At 71.6% G+C, this 19,410-nt stretch carries 15 protein-coding genes; 8 read left to right on the forward strand and 7 right to left on the reverse strand.

Translation table 11 applies throughout. The annotated features are described in order from the left end of the window. The first annotated feature begins 13 nt into the window (after positions 1–13). The 7 genes from B056_RS0120260 to B056_RS0120290 all read left to right on the forward strand — a co-directional run bounded on the left by B056_RS0120260 (position 14) and on the right by B056_RS0120290 (position 7,585). Positions 14–877 carry an alpha/beta fold hydrolase gene (locus B056_RS0120260; protein WP_018503688.1) on the forward strand — a complete coding sequence of 288 codons (864 nt, stop codon included), beginning with the start codon at positions 14–16 and terminating at the stop codon, positions 875–877. Between the two features lie 2 nt (positions 878–879). Then, entirely contained in the window at positions 880–2,616 is a 1,737-nt protein-coding gene (locus B056_RS0120265) for a bifunctional 3-(3-hydroxy-phenyl)propionate/3-hydroxycinnamic acid hydroxylase (protein WP_018503689.1), read from the forward strand. Continuing rightward, the gene (locus B056_RS0120270) at positions 2,540–3,475 is read left to right on the forward strand and encodes a 3-carboxyethylcatechol 2,3-dioxygenase (protein ID WP_076784737.1); all 936 of its coding nucleotides are present in this window, start codon (positions 2,540–2,542) and stop codon (positions 3,473–3,475) included. The genes B056_RS0120265 and B056_RS0120270 overlap by 77 nt, the downstream gene beginning before the upstream one ends. A gap of 52 nt (positions 3,476–3,527) precedes the next feature. Then, positions 3,528–4,340, forward strand: coding sequence for a 2-keto-4-pentenoate hydratase (locus tag B056_RS0120275; protein ID WP_084647203.1), 813 nt, complete (start codon positions 3,528–3,530; stop codon positions 4,338–4,340). Between the two features lie 4 nt (positions 4,341–4,344). After that, positions 4,345–5,271 carry an acetaldehyde dehydrogenase (acetylating) gene (locus B056_RS0120280; RefSeq protein ID WP_195905932.1) on the forward strand — a complete coding sequence of 309 codons (927 nt, stop codon included), beginning with the start codon at positions 4,345–4,347 and terminating at the stop codon, positions 5,269–5,271. Further along, positions 5,268–6,278, forward strand: a complete 1,011-nt coding sequence (gene dmpG / locus B056_RS0120285; protein ID WP_018503693.1) for a 4-hydroxy-2-oxovalerate aldolase — start codon at positions 5,268–5,270, stop codon at positions 6,276–6,278. The genes B056_RS0120280 and dmpG overlap by 4 nt, the downstream gene beginning before the upstream one ends. Before the next feature lie 116 nt (positions 6,279–6,394). Then, entirely contained in the window at positions 6,395–7,585 is a 1,191-nt protein-coding gene (locus B056_RS0120290) for an amidohydrolase family protein (protein WP_026239917.1), read from the forward strand. 149 nt (positions 7,586–7,734) lie between these two features. On the opposite strand, the gene B056_RS0120295 is transcribed toward B056_RS0120290, so the two are convergent. The 7 genes from B056_RS0120295 to B056_RS0120325 all read right to left on the reverse strand — a co-directional run bounded on the left by B056_RS0120295 (position 7,735) and on the right by B056_RS0120325 (position 17,138). Beyond that, positions 7,735–9,165, reverse strand: a complete 1,431-nt coding sequence (locus B056_RS0120295) for a DEAD/DEAH box helicase (protein WP_020572607.1) — start codon at positions 9,163–9,165, stop codon at positions 7,735–7,737. A 302-nt stretch (positions 9,166–9,467) separates the two neighbouring features. Further along, positions 9,468–10,325 (reverse strand): SDR family oxidoreductase, encoded by an 858-nt coding sequence (locus B056_RS0120300; protein WP_026239918.1) that lies wholly within the window; start codon positions 10,323–10,325, stop codon positions 9,468–9,470. Positions 10,326–10,439: 114 nt separating this feature from the next. Continuing rightward, the gene (locus B056_RS0120305) at positions 10,440–10,991 is read right to left on the reverse strand and encodes a VOC family protein (RefSeq protein ID WP_018503697.1); all 552 of its coding nucleotides are present in this window, start codon (positions 10,989–10,991) and stop codon (positions 10,440–10,442) included. A 100-nt stretch (positions 10,992–11,091) separates the two neighbouring features. Then, positions 11,092–12,027 carry a zinc-dependent alcohol dehydrogenase gene (locus B056_RS0120310; protein WP_026239919.1) on the reverse strand — a complete coding sequence of 312 codons (936 nt, stop codon included), beginning with the start codon at positions 12,025–12,027 and terminating at the stop codon, positions 11,092–11,094. Beyond that, on the reverse strand, positions 12,024–14,837 hold the full coding sequence (locus B056_RS0120315; protein WP_018503699.1) for an ABC transporter permease subunit: 2,814 nt from the start codon (positions 14,835–14,837) through the stop codon (positions 12,024–12,026). Before B056_RS0120315 ends, B056_RS0120310 begins: the two co-directional genes overlap by 4 nt. A 34-nt stretch (positions 14,838–14,871) precedes the next feature. Then, positions 14,872–15,678 (reverse strand): ABC transporter ATP-binding protein, encoded by an 807-nt coding sequence (locus tag B056_RS0120320; protein WP_018503700.1) that lies wholly within the window; start codon positions 15,676–15,678, stop codon positions 14,872–14,874. A gap of 134 nt (positions 15,679–15,812) precedes the next feature. Then, positions 15,813–17,138, reverse strand: a complete 1,326-nt coding sequence (locus B056_RS0120325) for an ABC transporter substrate-binding protein (RefSeq protein WP_018503701.1) — start codon at positions 17,136–17,138, stop codon at positions 15,813–15,815. A gap of 1,201 nt (positions 17,139–18,339) precedes the next feature. Here B056_RS0120325 and B056_RS0120330 point away from each other — a divergent pair. Further along, positions 18,340–19,068: a TetR/AcrR family transcriptional regulator gene (locus B056_RS0120330; protein ID WP_018503702.1), complete on the forward strand. Its 729-nt coding sequence runs from the start codon at positions 18,340–18,342 to the stop codon at positions 19,066–19,068. Positions 19,069–19,410: the final 342 nt, after the last annotated feature.

Below are 19,410 nucleotides of genomic sequence, written 5' to 3' on the forward strand. Positions count from 1 at the left end.
ATGGGCCAGGCGCGTGTCGGAGTTCGAAAGCATCTGGAGTGACCTTCAAGGCGTCCCGTTCTCGCAGGGATACCTGGACGCCGCGGGCGTGCGGACGAGATATCTGCACGCCGGCGACAAGAACCAACCGGTGCTCGTCCTGTTACACGGCTCGGGCGGGCACGCCGAGGCCTACGTCCGCAATCTGGAGGCCCACGCCCGGCATTTCTCGACGTGGTCGATCGACATGCTCGGGCACGGGTACACGGGCCGGCCGGGTCATCCCCTGGAGATCGCCCACTACGTGGAGCACCTGACCGCGGTGCTCGACACCATCGGCGCGGACCGGGCCCACATCAGCGGCGAGTCCCTCGGGGGCTGGGTCGCGGCCCGCGCGGCCGTCGACCATCCGGACCGGGTCGACCGGCTGGTGCTCAACACCGCCGGCGGGTCGCAGGCCGATCCGGTCGTCATGGCCCGGATCCGCACCCTGTCGATGGCGGCGGTGGAGGACCCGGCCTGGTCGACCGTCCAGGCCCGGATCAAGTGGCTGATGGCGGACAAGACCAAGGACTACGACGACCTCGTCGCCAGCCGGCAGCGCGTCTACCGGCAGCCCGGCTTCACCGCGGCGATGAGCGACATCATGGCGCTGCAGGATCCGACGATCAGGGCCCGCAACCTGCTCGGCCCGGCCGAGTACGGCGCCATCACCGCACCCACGCTGGTGCTGTGGACGAGCGACGACCCGACCGCGGACGTCGAGGAGGGCAGCCGGATCGCCTCGATGATCCCGGGCGCCCGCTTCGAGGTGATGCCCGGCTGCGGCCACTGGCCCCAGTACGAGGACGCCAAGACCTTCAACCGCCTGCACGTCGACTTCCTGCTGGGGCGCTGACCATGGCCACGGACCTGCCCAACCCCGGCCCCGGCCCCAACCCCGGCCCCGGAGCCGGCGCCACCGCGCCGGCGGTCGTGCTGATCGGCGCCGGGCCGGTGGGACTGACGCTCGCGAACCTGCTCGGCGGCCACGGTGTGCGCACCCTGGTGGTCGAGGAGCGGGAGACGCTGATCGACTACCCGCGCGGGGTCGGTCTGGACGACGAGTCGCTGCGCACCTTCCAGAGCACGGGCCTGGTCGACCGGATCCTGCCGCACACGAACCCCAACCAGGTGATGCGGTTCGTCGACGCGAAGCAGCGCGTGCTCGCCGAGATCGCGCCGACCAGCGAGCCGTTCGGCTGGCCGAAGCGCAACGGCTTCGTCCAGCCGCTGGTGGACGCCGAGCTGCTGGCGGGGCTGCGGCGGTACGAGCATGTCGAGGTCCGCTGGAACCACCGGATGGAGTCACTGGAGCAGACCGCCGACGGGGTGACGGTGGGGCTGTCCGGGCCCGACGGCCCCTCGACCGTCACGGCCGGCCATGTCGTCGGCTGCGACGGCGGGCGCAGCGCCACCCGCCAGCTCATGGGGGTGTCGTTCGAGGGCACGACGTCGCCGACGCGCTGGCTCGTGGTCGACATCCGCCCCGACCCGCTCGGCCGGCCCAACGTGGACGTCGGCGCGGACCCGGCGCGTCCGTACGTGTCGGTGTCCATCGCGCACGGCATCCGCCGCTTCGAGTTCATGCTGCACGCGGACGAGGCCGACGAGGCGGCGGAGGACCCGGAGTTCATCGGCACGATGCTCGCCCGGTTCGTCCCGCGCCCGGACCAGGTCAACATCATCCGGCGCCGGGTGTACACGCACCACTCGCGGATCGCCGGCTCCTTCCGCGCCGGGCGGGTCCTGATCGCCGGCGACGCCGCCCACCTGATGCCGGTCTGGCAGGGCCAGGGCTACAACAGCGGCATCCGGGACGCGGCCAACCTCGGCTGGAAGCTCGCCGCGGTGGCGAACGGCCTGGCCGGCGAGGCCCTGCTCGACACCTACGACGTCGAGCGCCGCCGGCACGCGCAGGCGATGATCGACCTGTCGACGACCGTCGGGCGCATCATCTCCCCGACCAACCGGCGGGTCGCCACCGTGCGGGACTGGATCGCCCGGACGGCCTCGGCCGTGCCCGCGCTCAAGCAGTACGTCGTGGAGATGCGGTTCAAACCGATGCCGCGGTACGTCGAGGGCGCGGTCGTGCACACGGAGCCGATCCGGGCGAACTCGCCGGTCGGGACCCTGTTCATCCAGCCGCGGGTCGACACCCGCGAGCGGGAGAACGTCCGGCTCGACGACGTGCTCGGGCCCTGGTTCGCCGTGCTGTGCTGGAACAACGACCCGTACGAGCTGCTCGGCCCCGAGACGTTCGCGAGGTGGAAGGCGCTCGGCGCGACCTTCGTCGCGCTGCGGCCGCTCACCCAGCTGCACTGGGCCGACCAGGACCACCCGGACGTCGTGGTGGTCGGGGACCGTACCGGCGCGCTCAAGTCCTGGTTCGACGCGCACGAGGAGTCCGTGCTCTTCCTGCGGCCCGACCGGTGTGTGGCCGGTGCCTGCGTCGCCCAGCTGACCTCCGAACTGGCCGCGTCGCTCGTCGGCGCGCTGTCCCTCACCCCGGGAGCCGAGGATGGCGCTCGCCCTCTGCTGCATGTCGCACAGTCCGCTGCTCGGTCTGCCCGGCCCGCCGCCGTCTCTGCTGGCTGACGTCGGCACGGCGCTCGCCGCCGCCCGGGACGCGGTGCGTGAGTACGACCCGGAGCTGGTCGTCCTGTTCGCCCCGGACCACTACAACGGCTTCTTCTACCGGCTCATGCCGCCGTTCTGCGTCGGCACCGCGGCGCGCGGCGTCGGCGACTACGGGACGCAGAGCGGCGAGCTCGACGTCCCCGCCGAGCTCGCCTACGGCCTCGCGGAGGCGGCCTGGGCGGCCGACGTCGACGTGGCCGTCTCGACCGGCATGGACGTCGACCACGGCACGGTGCAGCCGCTGGCGGCGCTCTTCGGCGACATCGCGGCCCGTCCGGTGGTCCCGGTCTTCGTCAACTCGGTGGCGGTCCCGCTGGCGCCGCTGCGGCGGGCCCGGCTGCTGGGGGCCGCGATCGGCCGCTACCTGGCCGGCCTCGACCGGCGGGTGCTCGTGCTGGGTTCGGGCGGGCTCTCGCACGACCCGCCCGTCCCGAACCTGGCCAGCCCGCCGGAGGTGCTCGAGCGCATCGTGCACGGACGGCCGCCGACCGCCGGTGAGCGGCAGGCCCGGCAGAGCGCGGTGATCGAGGCGGCGGCGAGCTTCGCCCGCGGTACGGCCGACCTGCGACCGCTCAATCCCGAGTGGGACCGGCGGGTGCTCGACGTCCTCGACCAGGGCCGGCTGGCCGAGCTGGACGGATGGACGAACGAGGGGATCACCCGGGAGGGCGGCAACTCCGCGCACGAGATACGCACGTGGGTCGCCGCGTTCGCGGCGCTGGCCGCGGCGGGGCCGTACCAGGTGCGGACCAGCTATTACCGGCCCGCGCCCGAGCTGATCGCCGGCTTCGCCGTGCGGACGGCCTTCCCGCGATGAGGCCGGCGTCCACCCGCGGGCAGTGCTCGCCCCGACGATTCCGAGGTGCCGTGTGACTGGCAGCGTTGTGACCGGCGGCGTGGGCCGCGAGGCGATCGAGGCCGCCGTCGCGCGGCTCGACCGGGCGGCGGTCGAGCACGTGCCGTGCGCGCCGGTCGCCGACCTGATCGGCCCGAGCGACATCGACGCGGCCTACGCGGTGCAGTCGGCGCTCACCGCGCTGCGGGTGTCCCGCGGCGCGCGGGTCGTCGGCCGCAAGATCGGTCTCACCTCGCCGGCCGTCCAACGCCAGGTCGGCGTGGACCGGCCCGACTTCGGCGTGCTCTTCGACGACATGAACTACGCCTCGGGCGCCACGGTGCCGTTCGGTCGGCTGCTGCAGCCCCGGGCCGAAGCCGAGATCGCCTTCATCCTCGCCACGGACATCGTCGACCCGGAGCCCGCCGCCGTCCGGGCGGCGGTCGGCAGCGCGGTCGCGGCGATCGAGGTCGTCGACAGCCGGGTCGCGGACTGGCGGATCCGCATCACCGACACGGTGGCGGACAACGCCTCCAGCGGCGTCTTCGTGCTGGGCGACCGGCATCTCACCCTGGACGAGTTCACTCCGGCCGACGTGTCGATGCGGATGCTGCGCAACGGCGTGACGGCCAGCACCGGGACGGGGCGGGCGTGCCTCGGCGACCCGCTCAGCGCGCTGGCGTGGCTCGCGCGCACGGCACTGGACTTCGGGGATCCGCTCCGAAGCGGCGACATCGTCCTGTCCGGGGCGCTCGGTCCGCTTGCCCCCATCGAGCCCGGCGACGTGATCCAAGCCGAGGTCGGCCCCCTGGGCCCGGTAACGGCGACGTTCGAGAAGGAAGGCTGACACCGTGCAACAGGTGGCGATCATCGGGTCCGGGAACATCGGCACCGACCTCCTGATCAAGATCAAACGAAGGTCCGAGTCGCTGAGCGTGGCGGCCATGGTGGGGATCGACCCGGAGTCGGACGGCCTCGCCCGCGCCAGGCGGCTGGGCGTCGCCACGACCTCCGACGGGGTGGCCGGTCTCCTGGCGATGCCCGAGTTCGAACAGGCCGGCATCGTGCTCGACGCCACGAGCGCGAACGCCCACCGCGCGAACGCGGCGGCGCTGGCCCCGTACGGCCGGCGGCTGATCGACCTCACCCCGGCGGCCCTCGGGCCGTTCGTCGTACCGGCGGTCAACCTCGACGAGCACCTGAGCGCCCCCAACGTCAACATGACGACCTGCGGCGGGCAGGCCACCGTCCCGATCGTCGCGGCGGTCTCCCGGGTCACCCCGGTGGCCTACGCGGAGATCGTCGCCACGGTGGCGTCGAAGTCCGCCGGGCCCGGCACCCGCGCCAACATCGACGAGTTCACCGAGACGACGGCGCACGCGCTGGAGTCGGTGGGCGGCGCGCGGCGCGGCAAGGCGATCATCATCCTGAACCCGGCCGAGCCGCCGCTCATCATGCGCGACACCGTGCTGTGCCTGGTCGGCGACGTCGACCGGGACGCGGTCACCGAGTCGATCCACCGGATGATCGCGGACGTCGCCGCCTACGTGCCCGGCTACCGCCTGAAGCAGGACGTGCAGTTCACCCCCGTGGACCCGGCCGAGATGCGCATTCTCCTGCCGGACGACACGGTCGACGTCCGCTGGAAGGTGAGCGTGTTCCTCGAGGTGGAGGGCGCCGCGCACTATCTGCCGGCCTACGCCGGCAACCTGGACATCATGACGTCGGCGGCCGTGCGGGTCGCCGAGCGCATCGCGGGATCCGAGGTGACGGCATGAGCGGGCCGAACATCTATCTGCAGGACGTCACCCTGCGGGACGGGATGCACGCCATCCGGCACCGGGTCGACCCGGAGCGGGTCGGCGCCATCGTGGCCGCTCTCGACAAGGCGGGCGTCCGGGCGATCGAGGTCACCCACGGTGACGGGCTGGCCGGCTCCAGCCTGACGTACGGCCCCGGCAGCCACACCAACTGGGAGTGGATCGAGGCGGCGGTCACCAACGCCTCGCAGGCCACCATCACCACGCTGCTGCTGCCGGGCGTGGGCACGATCGCCGATCTGCGCCGCGCGCACGCGATGGGGGTCGGCTCGGTCCGCGTCGCGACGCACTGCACCGAGGCGGACGTCGCCGCCCAGCACATCGCCGCGGCGCGCGAGCTCGGGATGGACGTCTCCGGCTTCCTGATGATGAGCCACATGGCCGAGCCGGCGGAGCTGGCCGCCCAGGCCAAGCTGATGGAGTCGTACGGGGCGCACTGTGTCTACGTCACCGACTCGGGCGGCCGGCTGACCACCGACCGCGTGCGCGAGCGGGTCCGTGCCTACCGCGACGTCCTGCGCCCGGACACCCAGATCGGCATCCACGCGCACGAGAACCTCTCGCTGTCGGTCGCCAACTCGTTCGCCGCGGTCGAGGAGGGCGCCTATCGCGTCGACGCGTCGCTCGCCGGGCAGGGAGCCGGCGCCGGCAACTGCCCGATCGAGCCGTTCGTCGCGGTCGCGCTGCTGCTGGGCTGGGATCTCGACTGCGACCTGCTCGCGCTGGAGGACGCGGCCGAGGACCTGGTCCGGCCGTTGCAGGACCGCCCCGTCCGGGTCGACCGCGAGACGCTCACGCTCGGCTTCGCGGGCGTGTACTCCAGTTTCCTCCGGCACGCCGAAATAGCCGCCGAGACCTACGGCGTGGACGCCCGCAGCATCCTGATCGAGGCGGGCCGGCGAAAACTGGTCGGCGGCCAGGAGGACATGCTCGTCGACATCGCCCTGGCGATACAGCCCAAGTAAGCCCGCGATAACTGGCGGATGCCCGCAGGGCGCTTTCAGCGCTTTGCCGCTTCCGCGTTCCCCTTCCGCTGTGCCGTGCCCCGCATGCTGCTTTTCGTGTGCCCGAGGAGGCCATGATGCCCGCCAACGACATCCCGGTGTTCGACGCCGACAACCATCTGTACGAGACCAAGGACGCGCTGACGAAGTTCCTGCCCGCCCGTTACAAGGGCGTCGTCGACTATGTCGACGTCCACGGCCGGACGAAGATCGTGGTGCGGGGGCAGATCAGCGACTACATCCCGAACCCGACCTTCGACGTGGTCGCCCGCCCGGGTGCGCAGGAGGACTACTACCGGCACGGAAACCCGGAGGGCAAGTCGCACCGGGAGATCTTCGGGGCGCCGGTGCGCTGCATCGATGCCTGGCGGGAGCCGGCGGCCCGGCTGAAGCTCATGGACGAGCAGGGCCTGGACCGCACCCTGATGTTCCCGACGCTGGCCAGCCTCATCGAGGAGCGGATGCGGGACGACCCGGACCTGATCCACGCCGTCGTCCACTCCCTCAACGAGTGGCTGTACGAGACCTGGCAGTTCAACTACGAGGGCCTCGACCGCATCTTCACCACCCCGGTGATCTCCCTGCCGATCGTGGAGAAGGCGATCGAGGAACTGGAGTGGGTGCTGGAGCGCGGAGCCAGGGCGATCCTCATCCGCCCGGCGCCGGTGCCCGGCCTGCGCGGGACGCGCTCGTTCGGGCTGCCGGAGTTCGACCCGTTCTGGGAGCGGGTGCAGGAGGCCGACATCCTGGTCACGCTGCACTCGTCGGACAGCGGCTACGACCGCTACTACAGCGACTGGACGGGCACCAGCTCCGAGATGCTGCCGTTCAAGCCCAGCGCGTTCCGGATGCTGCAGGCCTGGCGGCCGGTGGAGGACGCGGTGGCGGCGCTGGTCTGCCACGGCGCGCTGTCCCGGTTCCCCCGGCTGAAGATCGCCGTGGTCGAGAACGGCAGCAGCTGGGTCGCGCCGCTGCTGCTGTCGATCAAGGATCTCTACAAGAAGCTGCCGCAGGACTTCACGGAGGACCCGGTCGAGGTCATCAAGCGGAACATCAACATCAGCCCGTTCTGGGAGGAGGACCTGGGCGCGCTCGCCGAGCTCATCGGGGAGGACCGGGTGCTGTTCGGGTCCGACTACCCGCACCCGGAGGGGCTGGCGAGCCCGCTGACCTACCTCGACGAGCTCAAGCACCTGCCCGAGTCGACCACCCGCAAGATCATGGGTGGCAACCTCGCCCGGCTGATGAACATCTCGGTCCCGGCCTAGCCGGACCGGTTCCCCGGGGGGCGGGTCACGGACCCGTTCCCGGGACACGGCTCAGGGCGGCGCTCCCCCCGGGGGGTGGGAGCGCCGCCCTGTGGTGACGCGGCCAGAACGGACCTGAGCTCATGTTGTGTGGGTGTGACCGAGCCTGATCAGCGGGCGCGGCGTGCGCTGAACATCGCGGCGCTGTGGGTCGGTCGCGCCCTGGACCGCTCCGCGGGCGACGGGCCGGCCTCGTGATCGGGCGAGCTGGTACGAGCCGTGGCCACGGGCGGTCGAGACGCCGTGGACCGTCCGGCGCGGCGGCCGTGGTTGCCGGCGGGGCGGCGTCCACGCCGTCTGCCCGTTCGAGGTGTCGGCTCGGCGCCGGGGTCTTCACCGACCGGCAGGCGCTGGGCTGGAGTGGTTCTGGTCTCCGCCTGGATCGCGGCCACGGGGCTGGTGAGCGACCGGGTGCCGGGGGCGAGTGCGGAGAGTATCGGGTGATCGGCGGATGCGACCCGGGTGGTCGTCGGCCTGATGCCGGCGGCGCGGGCCAGTTGCGTCACCTCACGGATCTGCTCCGTGGTCGCCAGGGTGATGACGGTGCCGCTGTTGCCGGCGCGCGCGGTGCGCCCGGAACGGTGCAGGTATGCCTTGTGGTCGGCCGGTGGGTCGGCGTGGATCACGAGTGCCACGTTGTCGACATGGATGCCGCGGGCGGCGATGTCCGTGGCGACCAGCGCCGAGGCCCGGCCGGTGTGGAAGTCGTCGAGGTTGCGGGTGCGGGCGTTCTGGCTCAGGTTGCCGTGCAGCTCGACCGCACGCACGCCGGCGCGGTTGAGCTGGCGGGCCAGAGCCTTGGCGCCGTGCTTCGTGCGGGTGAACACGACCGCGCGGCCCGGGGCGCTGGACAGGTCGACGAGCACGGGAAGCCGGCTGTCCCGCTCGACGTGCAGCAGATGGTGCGCCATCGTGCCCACCGGGGACTGGGCGGAGTCGGCCTCGTGTACCGCGGGCCTGCTGAGGTACTGGCGCACCAGGGTGTCGATGGCCTTGTCCAGGGTCGCCGAGAACAGCATGCGCTGCCCACCGGCCGGGGTCTGGCCGATCAGCCGGCGCACCGCGGGCAGGAACCCCAGATCGGCCATGTGGTCGGCCTCGTCCAGCACGACGATCTTCACCTGGGCCAGCGAGCAGCGCCCCCGCGCGAGGAGATCCTCCAGCCGGCCGGGGCAGGCCACGACGATGTCGACACCCCGCCGGATCGCGGCCACCTGCGGTTCCTGACCGACGCCGCCGAACACGGTGCACGAGGTGAGGCCGGCCGCGGCGGCCAGCGGTCGCAGCGCCGTGTCGATCTGCGCGGCGAGTTCGCGGGTGGGCGCCAGAACCAGCGCGCGCGGAGCCCCGGCCCGGGCCCGGGGCCCGCCGGACAGCCGCGCGACCATGGGCAGGAGGAACGCGAGCGTCTTGCCGGACCCCGTGCGGCCGCGGCCGAGGATGTCACGTCCGGCGAGCGCGTCCGGCAGCGTCGCCCGCTGGATGGGGGTGGGGGTCTCGATGGCGAGACGGGTGAGAACGTCGGTCAGGCGCGTGGGCACGCCGAGATCGGTGAACGAAGACAAGAAGAATCTCTATCTGTGCGGGTGTCCCGCCGACAACCGGGGATCCGAGGATCTCGGCCGGTTACGCGCGGAGCGGAAGCCCGATGCTGAGAGGCAGGCGCTACGACGCGCGGACAACTCGCGGCAGGAGCTCGACGAGCTGATGGAGCCAGCATAGCCGGTCCGCGCGCCGCATCGGTGCCCACAAGTGCGGTGAGGTCGTCGGCGGGCAACGGGCCGTCGCGGGAGGCCGCGCCGGCGGTGGGCCCCACCCAGGGTGCGTCGCACCTGACAGAGCCCTACTGGGTGGCGGCGGCCGCCGACCCGCTCAGCGCGGCGCAGATGCCGCCGTCCACGAGGATGTCGACGCCGGTCACGAACCGGGCGCTGTCGGACAGCAGGAAGGCGACGACGTCGGCGACGTCCTGCGCCTGCCCGATGCGGCCGAGCGGAGTCTGGTCCACCAGGGTCTGCATGATCGTGTGGGTCTCGGCCTCCTGCCGGCCCTGCGGAGTGTCGATGATCCCCGGGGAGAGGGAGCAGACGCGCCCGCCGAGCGGACCGACCCGCACCGCCTCCTGGCGGGCGAAGCGCTGCACCCCGCGCTTGGCCCACGAGTAGGCCATGCCGGGGTCCTCGACGACGGGCCCGAGGGCCTCCTGAAGGCGGTCGAGGAAGTCCTCGGCGAGCGGGTCGTCCAGCACGGCGTCGGCCGCCGGATCGGCCTCGCTGATCTGCAGGTACGGCGCCATGGAGGCGAAGCACACCAGCGCCGTCCCGGCGGTGGTGAGCGGGCGCAGGGCCGCTGCGAGCAGTGCCGTCCCGACGAGGTCGACGGCGAAGATGCGGCGCCAGTCGGCCATGGTCGGGGAGATGCCCGCGGCGTGCGCGACGGCGCGCAGCGTGCCGAGCTCGCCGGCCCGCGCCGCGAGCCGGTCCAGTCCCTCCCGGTCGGTGACGTCGAGGACGAACGCCTCGACGGTGGTCGCGCTCGCCGGCCACCGCTTCGCCAGCGCCGTCACCGACTCGTCCCGGTCGACGAGCAGCAGCGCGTCGACCGTGCCGTCGAGGCGCTGCGCGCAGGCCAGGCCCATACCGCGACCGGCACCGGTCACGATGCCCACCGTCCCGGCGGCCCGGGTGCCATTCCTGGTCAAGGCTCCTCCACTTCCCTGTGGCTTGACTGGTCGAAGCGTGCGGCGAGGTCCGCCGACGGCGCGGGCCCGGTCCGGGGGGACTACCCGGCCGGGCCCGCGCCGTCGGCGGGCGGCCTACACGCTCAGCGTGCGGACCGGGTCGCTGCCGTCCCAGTCCTGCGCGGCCTGGCGGACCAGCGTGGCGATGCCGTCCGTGGCGGCCGTGACCTCCATGATCTCGACGATGGTCGCGGGCCCGGCCGGCGGCTCGACGTAGGCGTAGCGAGCCGCGCCGTCACCGTCACCGGACCACACGACGGGCCAGCCGGCGGCTGTCACGGCCCGCATGGTGGCGTCGAAGTCGTCGGTCCACCAGGCCAGCTGGTGGAACCCCTCGTGCCCGGCGTGCAGGAACTCGGTGTAGATGCTGGGGGTGTCGTCGTCCTGGCAGATCAGTTCCACCTGCAGGTCACCGGTGTTGCTGAAGGCGACGGACAGCGGGGCCGAGCAGGGCCGACCCCGGTAGACGCCGGTCTGCGTCAGGCCGCGCAGGACGTACCAGGGACCCACCCCCAGCTCCAGCCAACTGCGCACGGCCTGATCGATGTCGCGGACGACGTAGCCGATCTGACGGGCGGCGCCGGGCAGGACGGCCGGCCGGGCGGCCACCTCCGAGGTCGGGGTCATCGGTGCTCCTCTGCGTAGACGGACGTGTGGGACGGGCCCGCGGGACGGGGGACCGGTGACGGGCCGATCCCGGTGTGTCGGGGGGACCGGGCGTGCCGTCTCATGGCTCCAGCACGACCCGGATGGCGCCCGACTTCCGGTCGCTCGCCACCCGGAACGCCTCCTCGGCTTCCTCGAGCGGGAAGCGGTGGGTGATGAGGGCGCGGGCGATGTCGGGCTCCTCGGCGAGCATGGCCGCGGCGTCGTCCATCTCACGGCCGCCGCCGTGGCGGCAGTAGCCGAGGGAGGACAGCAGGCGGCCCTCGCGGAGGAAGACGCTTAGCCAGTCGACCTCGATGGTGCCCATGTAGACCCCGATGGCGACGACGGTGCCGCCGGGCGCCAGCAGCTCCACCGCGCGGGCGAGGCTGGCCGGGCTTCCCGCCGCCTCGATGATGACGTCGTACTCGCCCTTGGGCGGGCCGCTGGCGCCGAGGCGCTCGGCGGCCTCGATCTGGTGCGGATAGCGCGCCTCGATGGCGATGTCGGTGATGCCCTGCCGGCGGGCGGCGGCGACGGCGAGCAGGCCCAGCGCGCCCGCGCCGACGACGGCGACCCGGGCTCCGGGGGCGGCGCCGGAGATCCGGACGCCGTGCCAGGACACCGACGCCGGCTCGACGATGGAGGCGTCGCGCACGTCGAGGCCGGCCGGCAGCGGGACTAATCGGGCCGTGGGCACGCGGAACTGCTCGGCCATGCCGCCGTCGGCGCTGAAGCCGAGCGCCCGCTCGCCGTGCGTGGGGCAGCGGTTGTAGTTGCCGTTCAGGCACTGTTCGCACTCCATGCAGCCGAAGAGCGCCTCGACGATGTAGGCGCTGCCGTCCGCGCGCACGCCCGCCAGCTCGTGGCCGAGAATGTGGCGGCTGCCCTGGCTGATGTAGATCAGGTCGGAGCTGCAGATGCTCGCCGAGCGGACCTGCAGGATCTCGCCGGTGCCGGGCGGCTCGTCGAGGTCGACGAGCCGCACGCCGCCTTCGGCCGCACGTACGGCTTTCATGGACGCTCCTTCGCGGGTTGCGGGACGGTGGGGCCGGTCGTGCTGGAGCCGGTCGTGCTGCCGGCCAGGGCTGCCGGTGGCCCGGCGGGGGTGTCGCTGATCCCGAGATAGGACTGCACCAGCAGGTCGGCGTCGACGTCCGCGGTCCGCTGCGCCCAGGCCACCCGGCCGACGGCCATGAAGGCGATGGTGTCGGCGAGCGCCACCACGTCGTGGGCCTTCTCCTCGACCAGCAGGATCGCGGTCCCCGTGGCCCGCAGTTCCTCCAGGGCGGCGTAGACCTCGGCGACGACGAGGGGGGCCAGGCCGAGCGAGGGCTCGTCCACGATCAGCACGGCGGGGGGCTTCACCAGCGCCGGCGCCAGGGCCAGCATCTGCTGCTCGCCGCCGGACAGAGATCCGGCGAGCTGGCCGCGGCGCCGGCCGAGCACCGCGAAACGGCGGTAGGCGGCGTCCCGGTCATCGGCGGACGGCAGCCACAGGGAGAGGTTCTCGTCCACGGTCAGGGCGGGGAAGATGCCGCGGCCCTCGGGGATGAGGAAGGCGCCGTGCCGGACTCTGCGGTGCGGTGGCAGCCCCGTGACGTCCTGGCCGCCGAGCCGCACGGTGCCCCGCGTCACCGGGACGCCGCCGGTGACCACTCCGCAGATCGTCGACTTGCCGGCCCCGTTGGCCCCGATGAGGGCGAGCACCTCGCCGGCCCGCAGCGTCAGGCTGACCCCGTGCAGCACCTCCACGGCGCCGTAGGCGGCGTGCACGCCGCGCAGCTCGAGCACGGTCGAGGCACCGTCCGAGGCCTCGGTGTCCGGCGCGCTGACCGGGGTCACGCTGTTCGGGGTGGTGCTGACCGGGGTCGCCGCCGTGGCGGCGGCCTCCCGGCGCAGCGCCCGCCGCTCCCGCCTGCGGCGGCGCTCGAACCGCTGCTGCGCGGTGAGCGCGAGGATGCCGTCGGAGTTCTGCGCCAGGTTGATCGCGGCCAGGCCGGAGAGCACCTGCGGTAGGTAGGACGTCTCCGCGACGTGGCTGAGGATCTCGGGGCTGACGGCGGCGCTCAGCCCGGCGATCACGGCCGCGGCTGGCCGGCGCACCCCGAACAACACGACCGTGGCGAGCCAGAACAGGCCCGTCTCGACCGGGTAGTCAAGGTGGGTGATGCGCCCGGACGAACTCGCGAGCAGCACACCGCCGAACCCGGCGATGGCCGCGGACAGGGCGAACACCGCGGTCTTCGTGCGGCCCGCCGAGATGCCGATGGTCACCGCGCCCGGCTCGGTGGAGCGCAGCGCGGCCATCGCCCGGCCGGAGCTCGACCGGATCAGGTTGCTGACGAGGAGAAGGGCGAGGCCCAGCACGACCGACAGGAAAATGATCATTGAGCGGGAGTCGGCGAGGTCCACCGGCCCGAGGGCGGGCGGGCTGAGCACCCACCCACCGAAGTCGTTCCGGCTCACGCCGCTGAGCTGGAAGAACAGGTTCTGGCAGAGGTACGCCAGGGCCAGGGTCGCCAGCGCCAGGGGCAGTCCGCCGAGCCGACGGGCGGGCAGCGACACCAGCACGCCCATCGCGGTGGCGACCGCGGTGCCCAGGAGCAGCGCGACCGCGAACGGCCAGTGGTGGCTGACCGCCCAGCCGGCCGTGATGCCGGCGGCGGTCACGAACGCGGCCTGCGCGAGGCTGACCATCCCGCCGACTCCGGTCACGACCGTGAAGGAGAGCAGCACCAGCGACAGCGCCAGTCCGCGGATGATGAGTGACTGCCAGTACTCGTCCGCCACGAACAGCGCGAAGACGAGGACGACGACGCTCCACACCGTCCACGCGATGACCTTGCGCCGCTTCGACTCCGTCCCGTAGGACGGCGGCGGCGGGTCGTCGTCGGCGTGCGCGCCGGCCCGCCGGCTGCGGTCCACGGCGAACACGAACAGCAGCCCGAGCAGCAGGATGAACGGCACCGACGTGCTGAACCCGGAGATGTTCTGGGCGAAGTCCGCGTAGCCGACGATGAGGTTCTGCAGGACGCCGATCAGCAGGCCGCCGGCGAGCGCGAGGGGCATCGAACGGAACCGGGCGAACACGACAGCCGGCGTCGAGATCAGCACGACCGTGGTGAACACCGGGGTGTTGAGCGTGAAGATCGGGGCGACCAGCACACCGGCGAGCCCGGCGAGGAAGCTGCCCAGCATCCACGACACCGCCGAGGTCCGGTCGGGATCGATGCCGCGCAGGGCGGCCAGGCTCCGCCGGTCCACCACGGCCCGCATCCGGAGCCCGAGCCGGGTGCGCTGCAGCAGGACCCACAGACCGACGGCCGTGAGCACCGCGGCGCCGAAGACGGCGATCTGGTTGCTGTCCAGCAGCACCCCGCCGAGCGTCCAGGTCTTCTTCGGGGTCGGCCCCAGGCCGGGGATCAGGAACAGGTCCTCGATGCCGGCGATGTCCAGGTGGAACCACAGGTTCAGCCGGCTGGAGATGAACAGGCAGAGCCCGGGCACCGCGATCAGCAGCCCGATCGGTACCACGATCTTCACTGCCACCGGGGCGTGCGCGAGCCGCCGGTAGACCAGCCTGTCCAGTAACAGGCCCAGCAGCGGCGCGAAGACAAGAATGGAAATGATCGCCGCGGGGACGACCGGCACGCCGGCGGTGACATTGAGTTGTACGAACAGATAGGCGGTGGCGAAGGCGACCGCACCGTGCGCGAAGTTGAAGATGCCCGACGTCTGATAGGTCAAGACCACGCCGGCCGCCAGGATGGCGTAGAGACCGCCGGCGACGGCGCCGCCGACGATGAGATTGAGGAACTCCTCCATTGTGTGGCCCTTCGATGGAGATCCGGTCTGGCGGTCAGCCCAGGTAGGCCGCTCGGACGGCGGGGTGGGCCTGAATCTCGTCCGGTGTGCCCTCGGCCAGGACGGAGCCGAGGTTCAGCACCACGACCCGGTCCGACTGGCCCATGACGAAGCCGACGTCGTGCTCGACGAGCACGACCGCCACGCCGGTCGTGCGCAGGCGCTGGATCTGCTCGCCGAAGAGTTCCGTCTCGTGCGCGGACAGGCCCGACGTCGGCTCGTCGAGCAGCAGCAGCCGGGGTCGGTCGGCGATCGCCCGCGCCAGCTCCACCAGCCGGGCCTGGCCGATCGGCAGCGCCCCGGCGGGCTTGTGCCGCAGGTCGGCCAGCCCGCAGGCGGCGAGCACCGACAGCGCGTGCTCCCGCCGCTCGGCCTCGCGCCGCCGGCGGCCGGGCGTGGCTAACAGGTCGGCGAGCAGCCCGCCCCCACCGCCGCGCCATTCCATGGCGGTCAGGACGTTGTCCTCCACCGAGAGGCGGCTGTACAGCTGCGCGCGTTGGAAGGTACGACGCACACCGGAACGCGCGCGACGTTCCGGGAGCTGCCGGGTGACGTCCACTCCGTCGAGGAACACGGCGCCCGACGTGGGCGGCGTCAGGCCCGAGATGATGTCGAACAGGGTGGTCTTGCCGGCGCCGTTCGGGCCGATGAAGCCACAGACCTCGCCGGGGTCCACCCGCAGGGACACATCACTGATGGCGGTGAGACCGCCGTAGCGCTTGGTGACGTGGCGGACCTCCAGTGCCGGTTCCGTGGTCACCCCGGCGACGCTGCTGTCGGTGCTGGTCGCAACCACACCCACTCCTTTCCGCCCCTGCGGGCCCGTAACGGTCCAGGAAGCGGGGGACAGACCCGGCCCCCGTGCGGAGACTGGGACTCCCTCCGCGGGCGGAGGGATTTGGTTCCGCCCTCCGCCCGCTTCGCACGGGTGCCGGTCTAGTTGGTGTAGGGGTTGTTGCAGACGAGCGGAACGGCGAGCGAGTAGTGGCCGTCCTTCAACTGGGTGGAGGCACTGCAGGGAGCGCCGTAGAAATGATTCTCCGGCCACGTCGACTGAGCGATGAAGATGCCGTCACCGTAGTGGTAGTCCGGGCTGTTCATTGTGCTCAGGAACTTGTCGACGGTGAGATCCTTGCCGGTCGCCTTGAGGCCGGAGATCAGCATGTCGGCGGAGATCCACCCCATCGCCGAGGTAAGGGACAGCTTGGCGCCCTTGCCGTACTTGTTGATGTCGTCGGTCATCTGGCGCACCGTCGGGTTGGCGGTCTCCTCGAACGGCAGCCACTGGACGGCCGTGTAGGTCTTGTTCAGCGCCTCCAGGCCGGTCAGCCGCGGGTCGTAGCCCACCGAACTGGTCTGGATGCCCTGGTAGCCGGCGGCGGTCAGCGTCTGGGCCAGCGCGGTCACGTTCACGAAGTCGGTGACGTGGTAGACGAGCGCCGGCGGCTTGCCGTGGTTGGCGGTCATGATCTGCCGGACCAGGGAGGACGGGTCCGAGGGCGGCTGCCCGTACTGCAGGGTGGTGTTCGTCATGACGACGTCCAGCCCGGCTCGTTCCAGGGCATCCTTGGTGTCGGCGACGCCCTGCTTGGCCGAGGCGTTGTCGACGCCGAGCAGGACGACACTCTTGTCCGAACTCTTGGACAGCAGCTCGACGTACGGGCCGACCTGGATCGAGTTGTACTTGTCCGGCAGCAGGCAGCCGGTGAAGCCGAAGGTGTTCGCCCGGCCGCAGAACCCGCTGTTGAACGACCAGCCGAACGCCGGCACCACGTTCTTGCACAGCGCGTCGACGTAGCCCGCCATCGTGGTCGTCACCGGGGCCGCGGCGAAGACCTTCTCGTTCTCGGCCAGCTTCTTCCCGGCGTCGGCGTTCTGCTGGGCGTTCTGCGCGTCGTCGACCATGCCGGTGTAGTCGATCGTGCGGCCGAACACGCCGCCCGCGGCGTTCTCCCGGTCGAACCGGGCCTGGGCGCCGAGGTCCGCCTCCTGGTAGGTGGAGGTGCCACCGCCGCTGAGGGTGCCGATCCCGCCGACCTTGATGCTGGTGGGGGTGATCCCCCGGGTCGGGTCGGGCGAGTGGCCGGAGCAGGGCAGGGTGCCCGACACCGGGAGGGTCTTCCAGGTGGCCGGCTGCGTCGCGGAGGAGCGCGAGAGTGTCGCCGTCGTCCCGGCGTCCGTGCCTGGTGCCGCCGTGCTGGCGCCGCCGCCGTCCCCGCCGCTCCCGCAGGCGGCCACCAGGGCGAGTGCCGCCGCCAGCACGGGTAAGAGGCCTTTCCTCGGATTCATTTCTTGGACGACCTTCCTGGGTAGTCGCTGCGCGGGCGGTCCGGCCGTCGCGGCGCTTTCCGCGACGACGGCCTCTTCGGTGCAGCCGAAATCCGCGGCGCGCCGGACCGCGCCTGCGAAAGTGAAGTTGAACGAGCGGCTGATACTGCCCGCCGGTCGGTTGGAATCCCGGTGAAGCCAAATAGAACGCACTGCGGCGAAGCGTCCCGTGGCGGCGACTGTGAATACGGCCGCCGACGGTCTGTAGTGGCTGAAGTGGCCGCGACAGGTCGGCTGCGGTCCAGTACGCGGCAGTTCCACCTGCCGGCGTCAGCCGGCAGGTGAACAATTACTGGGCCGCGCCGGCGCGACTGCCTGTCGGTTCGGCCGGAACGTGTGGGAAGGCTTACATTTTCCGATCCGGAAGTCAAGAGGCCAGTGGTTGTGACTCTGGGTGGCAAATCGGTCGCCTTGCGCAGATGTGTGCATGGCCGGTCTTCGCCTGCCGCCCGCCTTGTCGGCTTCTCCCGGAAATGCCGCTTTCGGTTGGTTGTTCCGCGCATTCCCGTCTCCAGGCAAGGAGGGGGTACCGGAGAGGTGCCGGCTGTCGGCTGCCGCGGATCGTCTCCGGGGCCGCTGTCTCCGTCCGGGGCGGCCGTCCTCGTCCGGGGAGGGCGGGTCCGGTGGCCTGTGTCCGCGCGCGGTGTGCGACCGCGCGCCGGTACGGGGTTGATCGATCGGCGGCCCCCTGGCCCGGTCCGTCCATCCCGCCGCGGCCCGTCCGTCGGCAAGGCTCGCTGTTCCACGCCTGGTAGGCGGGCTGGTCGCCATCGGTCGACCGCCTGCGACCGTTCGGAAGGTGCTTGCTGTCGGCCCGGAGAGCGTCTACATTATCGTCAACTTTCCAGACATGATCGTCGATTTTTTTTCAGGATCATGTCAGTTTTGGTGCAACGGGCTCGTCGGCAGGCCGGCGAGGGGCACCGGCCCGACGACCGCGCGCAGCGGCGGCGGACCGGGACCCCGTGAACAGGTGAGCGGTGATGAAGATGCCGAAGGTGAGCGGGTGCCGGCGGGCGCTGACCGAAGCCCGCCCGCACCCCCTGGCCCGAGGCGGATGCGGGCGTGGGGTTCGACTACGTCGTCGGACCCGGCACTCGCAGTGCACCAACCCGATGGCCCTGGAGGAGTACCGATGACAGCAGTTCCCCAGCCGAAGCCGGCGGCGGAACCGGTCTGGAGCTCCGGCGCCGACAGTCAGCTCAGGACACAGCGCTGGGACGACGACCTGCCGCGCTCCCGCCGGGGAGCCGAGACAAGGGCCCGACTGGTGGAGGCGGCGAAGAGTGTCTTCGAGGAGAAGGGTTTCCACGACGCGCGGGTCTCCGACATCGGCGAGCGTGCCGGCCTGACCCACAGCGCCTTCTACCACTACTTCGACTCGAAGGAGGACATCCTCCGGGAGGTGGTCACCGCCATAGACCATGCCCTCAACTCGGGTATGGATGTCATTCTTGATCCATCTTCTCCCGCCACCCCCCGCGAGCGCCTCACGAAGGCGATCCGAATTCGTTTCGAGGCACACCGCGAGGAAGCGCGGATCATGAATGTCATCGAGCAGGTGGCGCGGTACAACGAGTCGATCAACGCTCTCTGGAGCGAGCTCTACCAGCGGCACTGTGAGGAGATGGCGCACTCGATCAAACAGCTCCAGCGACGCGGCCTGGCGGACGCGACCCTCGACGCGGTCATCGCCACCGACGCGCTCGCCACGATGACACTGCGTTTCGCCGAACAGTCACTCATGCAGGACGGCTCTCGATACGACTTCGACATCGCCGTCGACCAGATCACCAAGATCTTCATCAACGCGCTGCAACTTCGCGACCCCAAGAAGCGCCGCCGGCGTGACGACAGCGGCTAGCGCGCCCTGTCCCGGCGCGGCCGGCGTCGCCGGCTGATCAGCGGACTCCAACCAACGACACCAGCGGGGGGACAGTTCCCGCGATCCGATGTCGACACCGCACGCGACTCGGTGTCGAGACCAGATCACCCGCTCTCCCACACCACCAGACGACACCCGCCTCGCGTCCCCGGGCGGATACGGACCACAACCCACCCGCGACGTCACGCCCGCCCAGGTATCTCCTCGGGCGGCGTCGCCGAGAACCCGACGTGGCGGTCTGGCCAGACGTGAGCACTGCTCCCGGCGCCGGACCGGACGTTGACCAGCTCCTGTTGCGAAGCGTGTGGGAGAGGCGGGACG

The sequence above is a fragment of the Parafrankia discariae genome, from assembly GCF_000373365.1.
GTDB classification, from domain to species: Bacteria; Actinomycetota; Actinomycetes; order Frankiales; family Frankiaceae; genus Parafrankia; species Parafrankia discariae.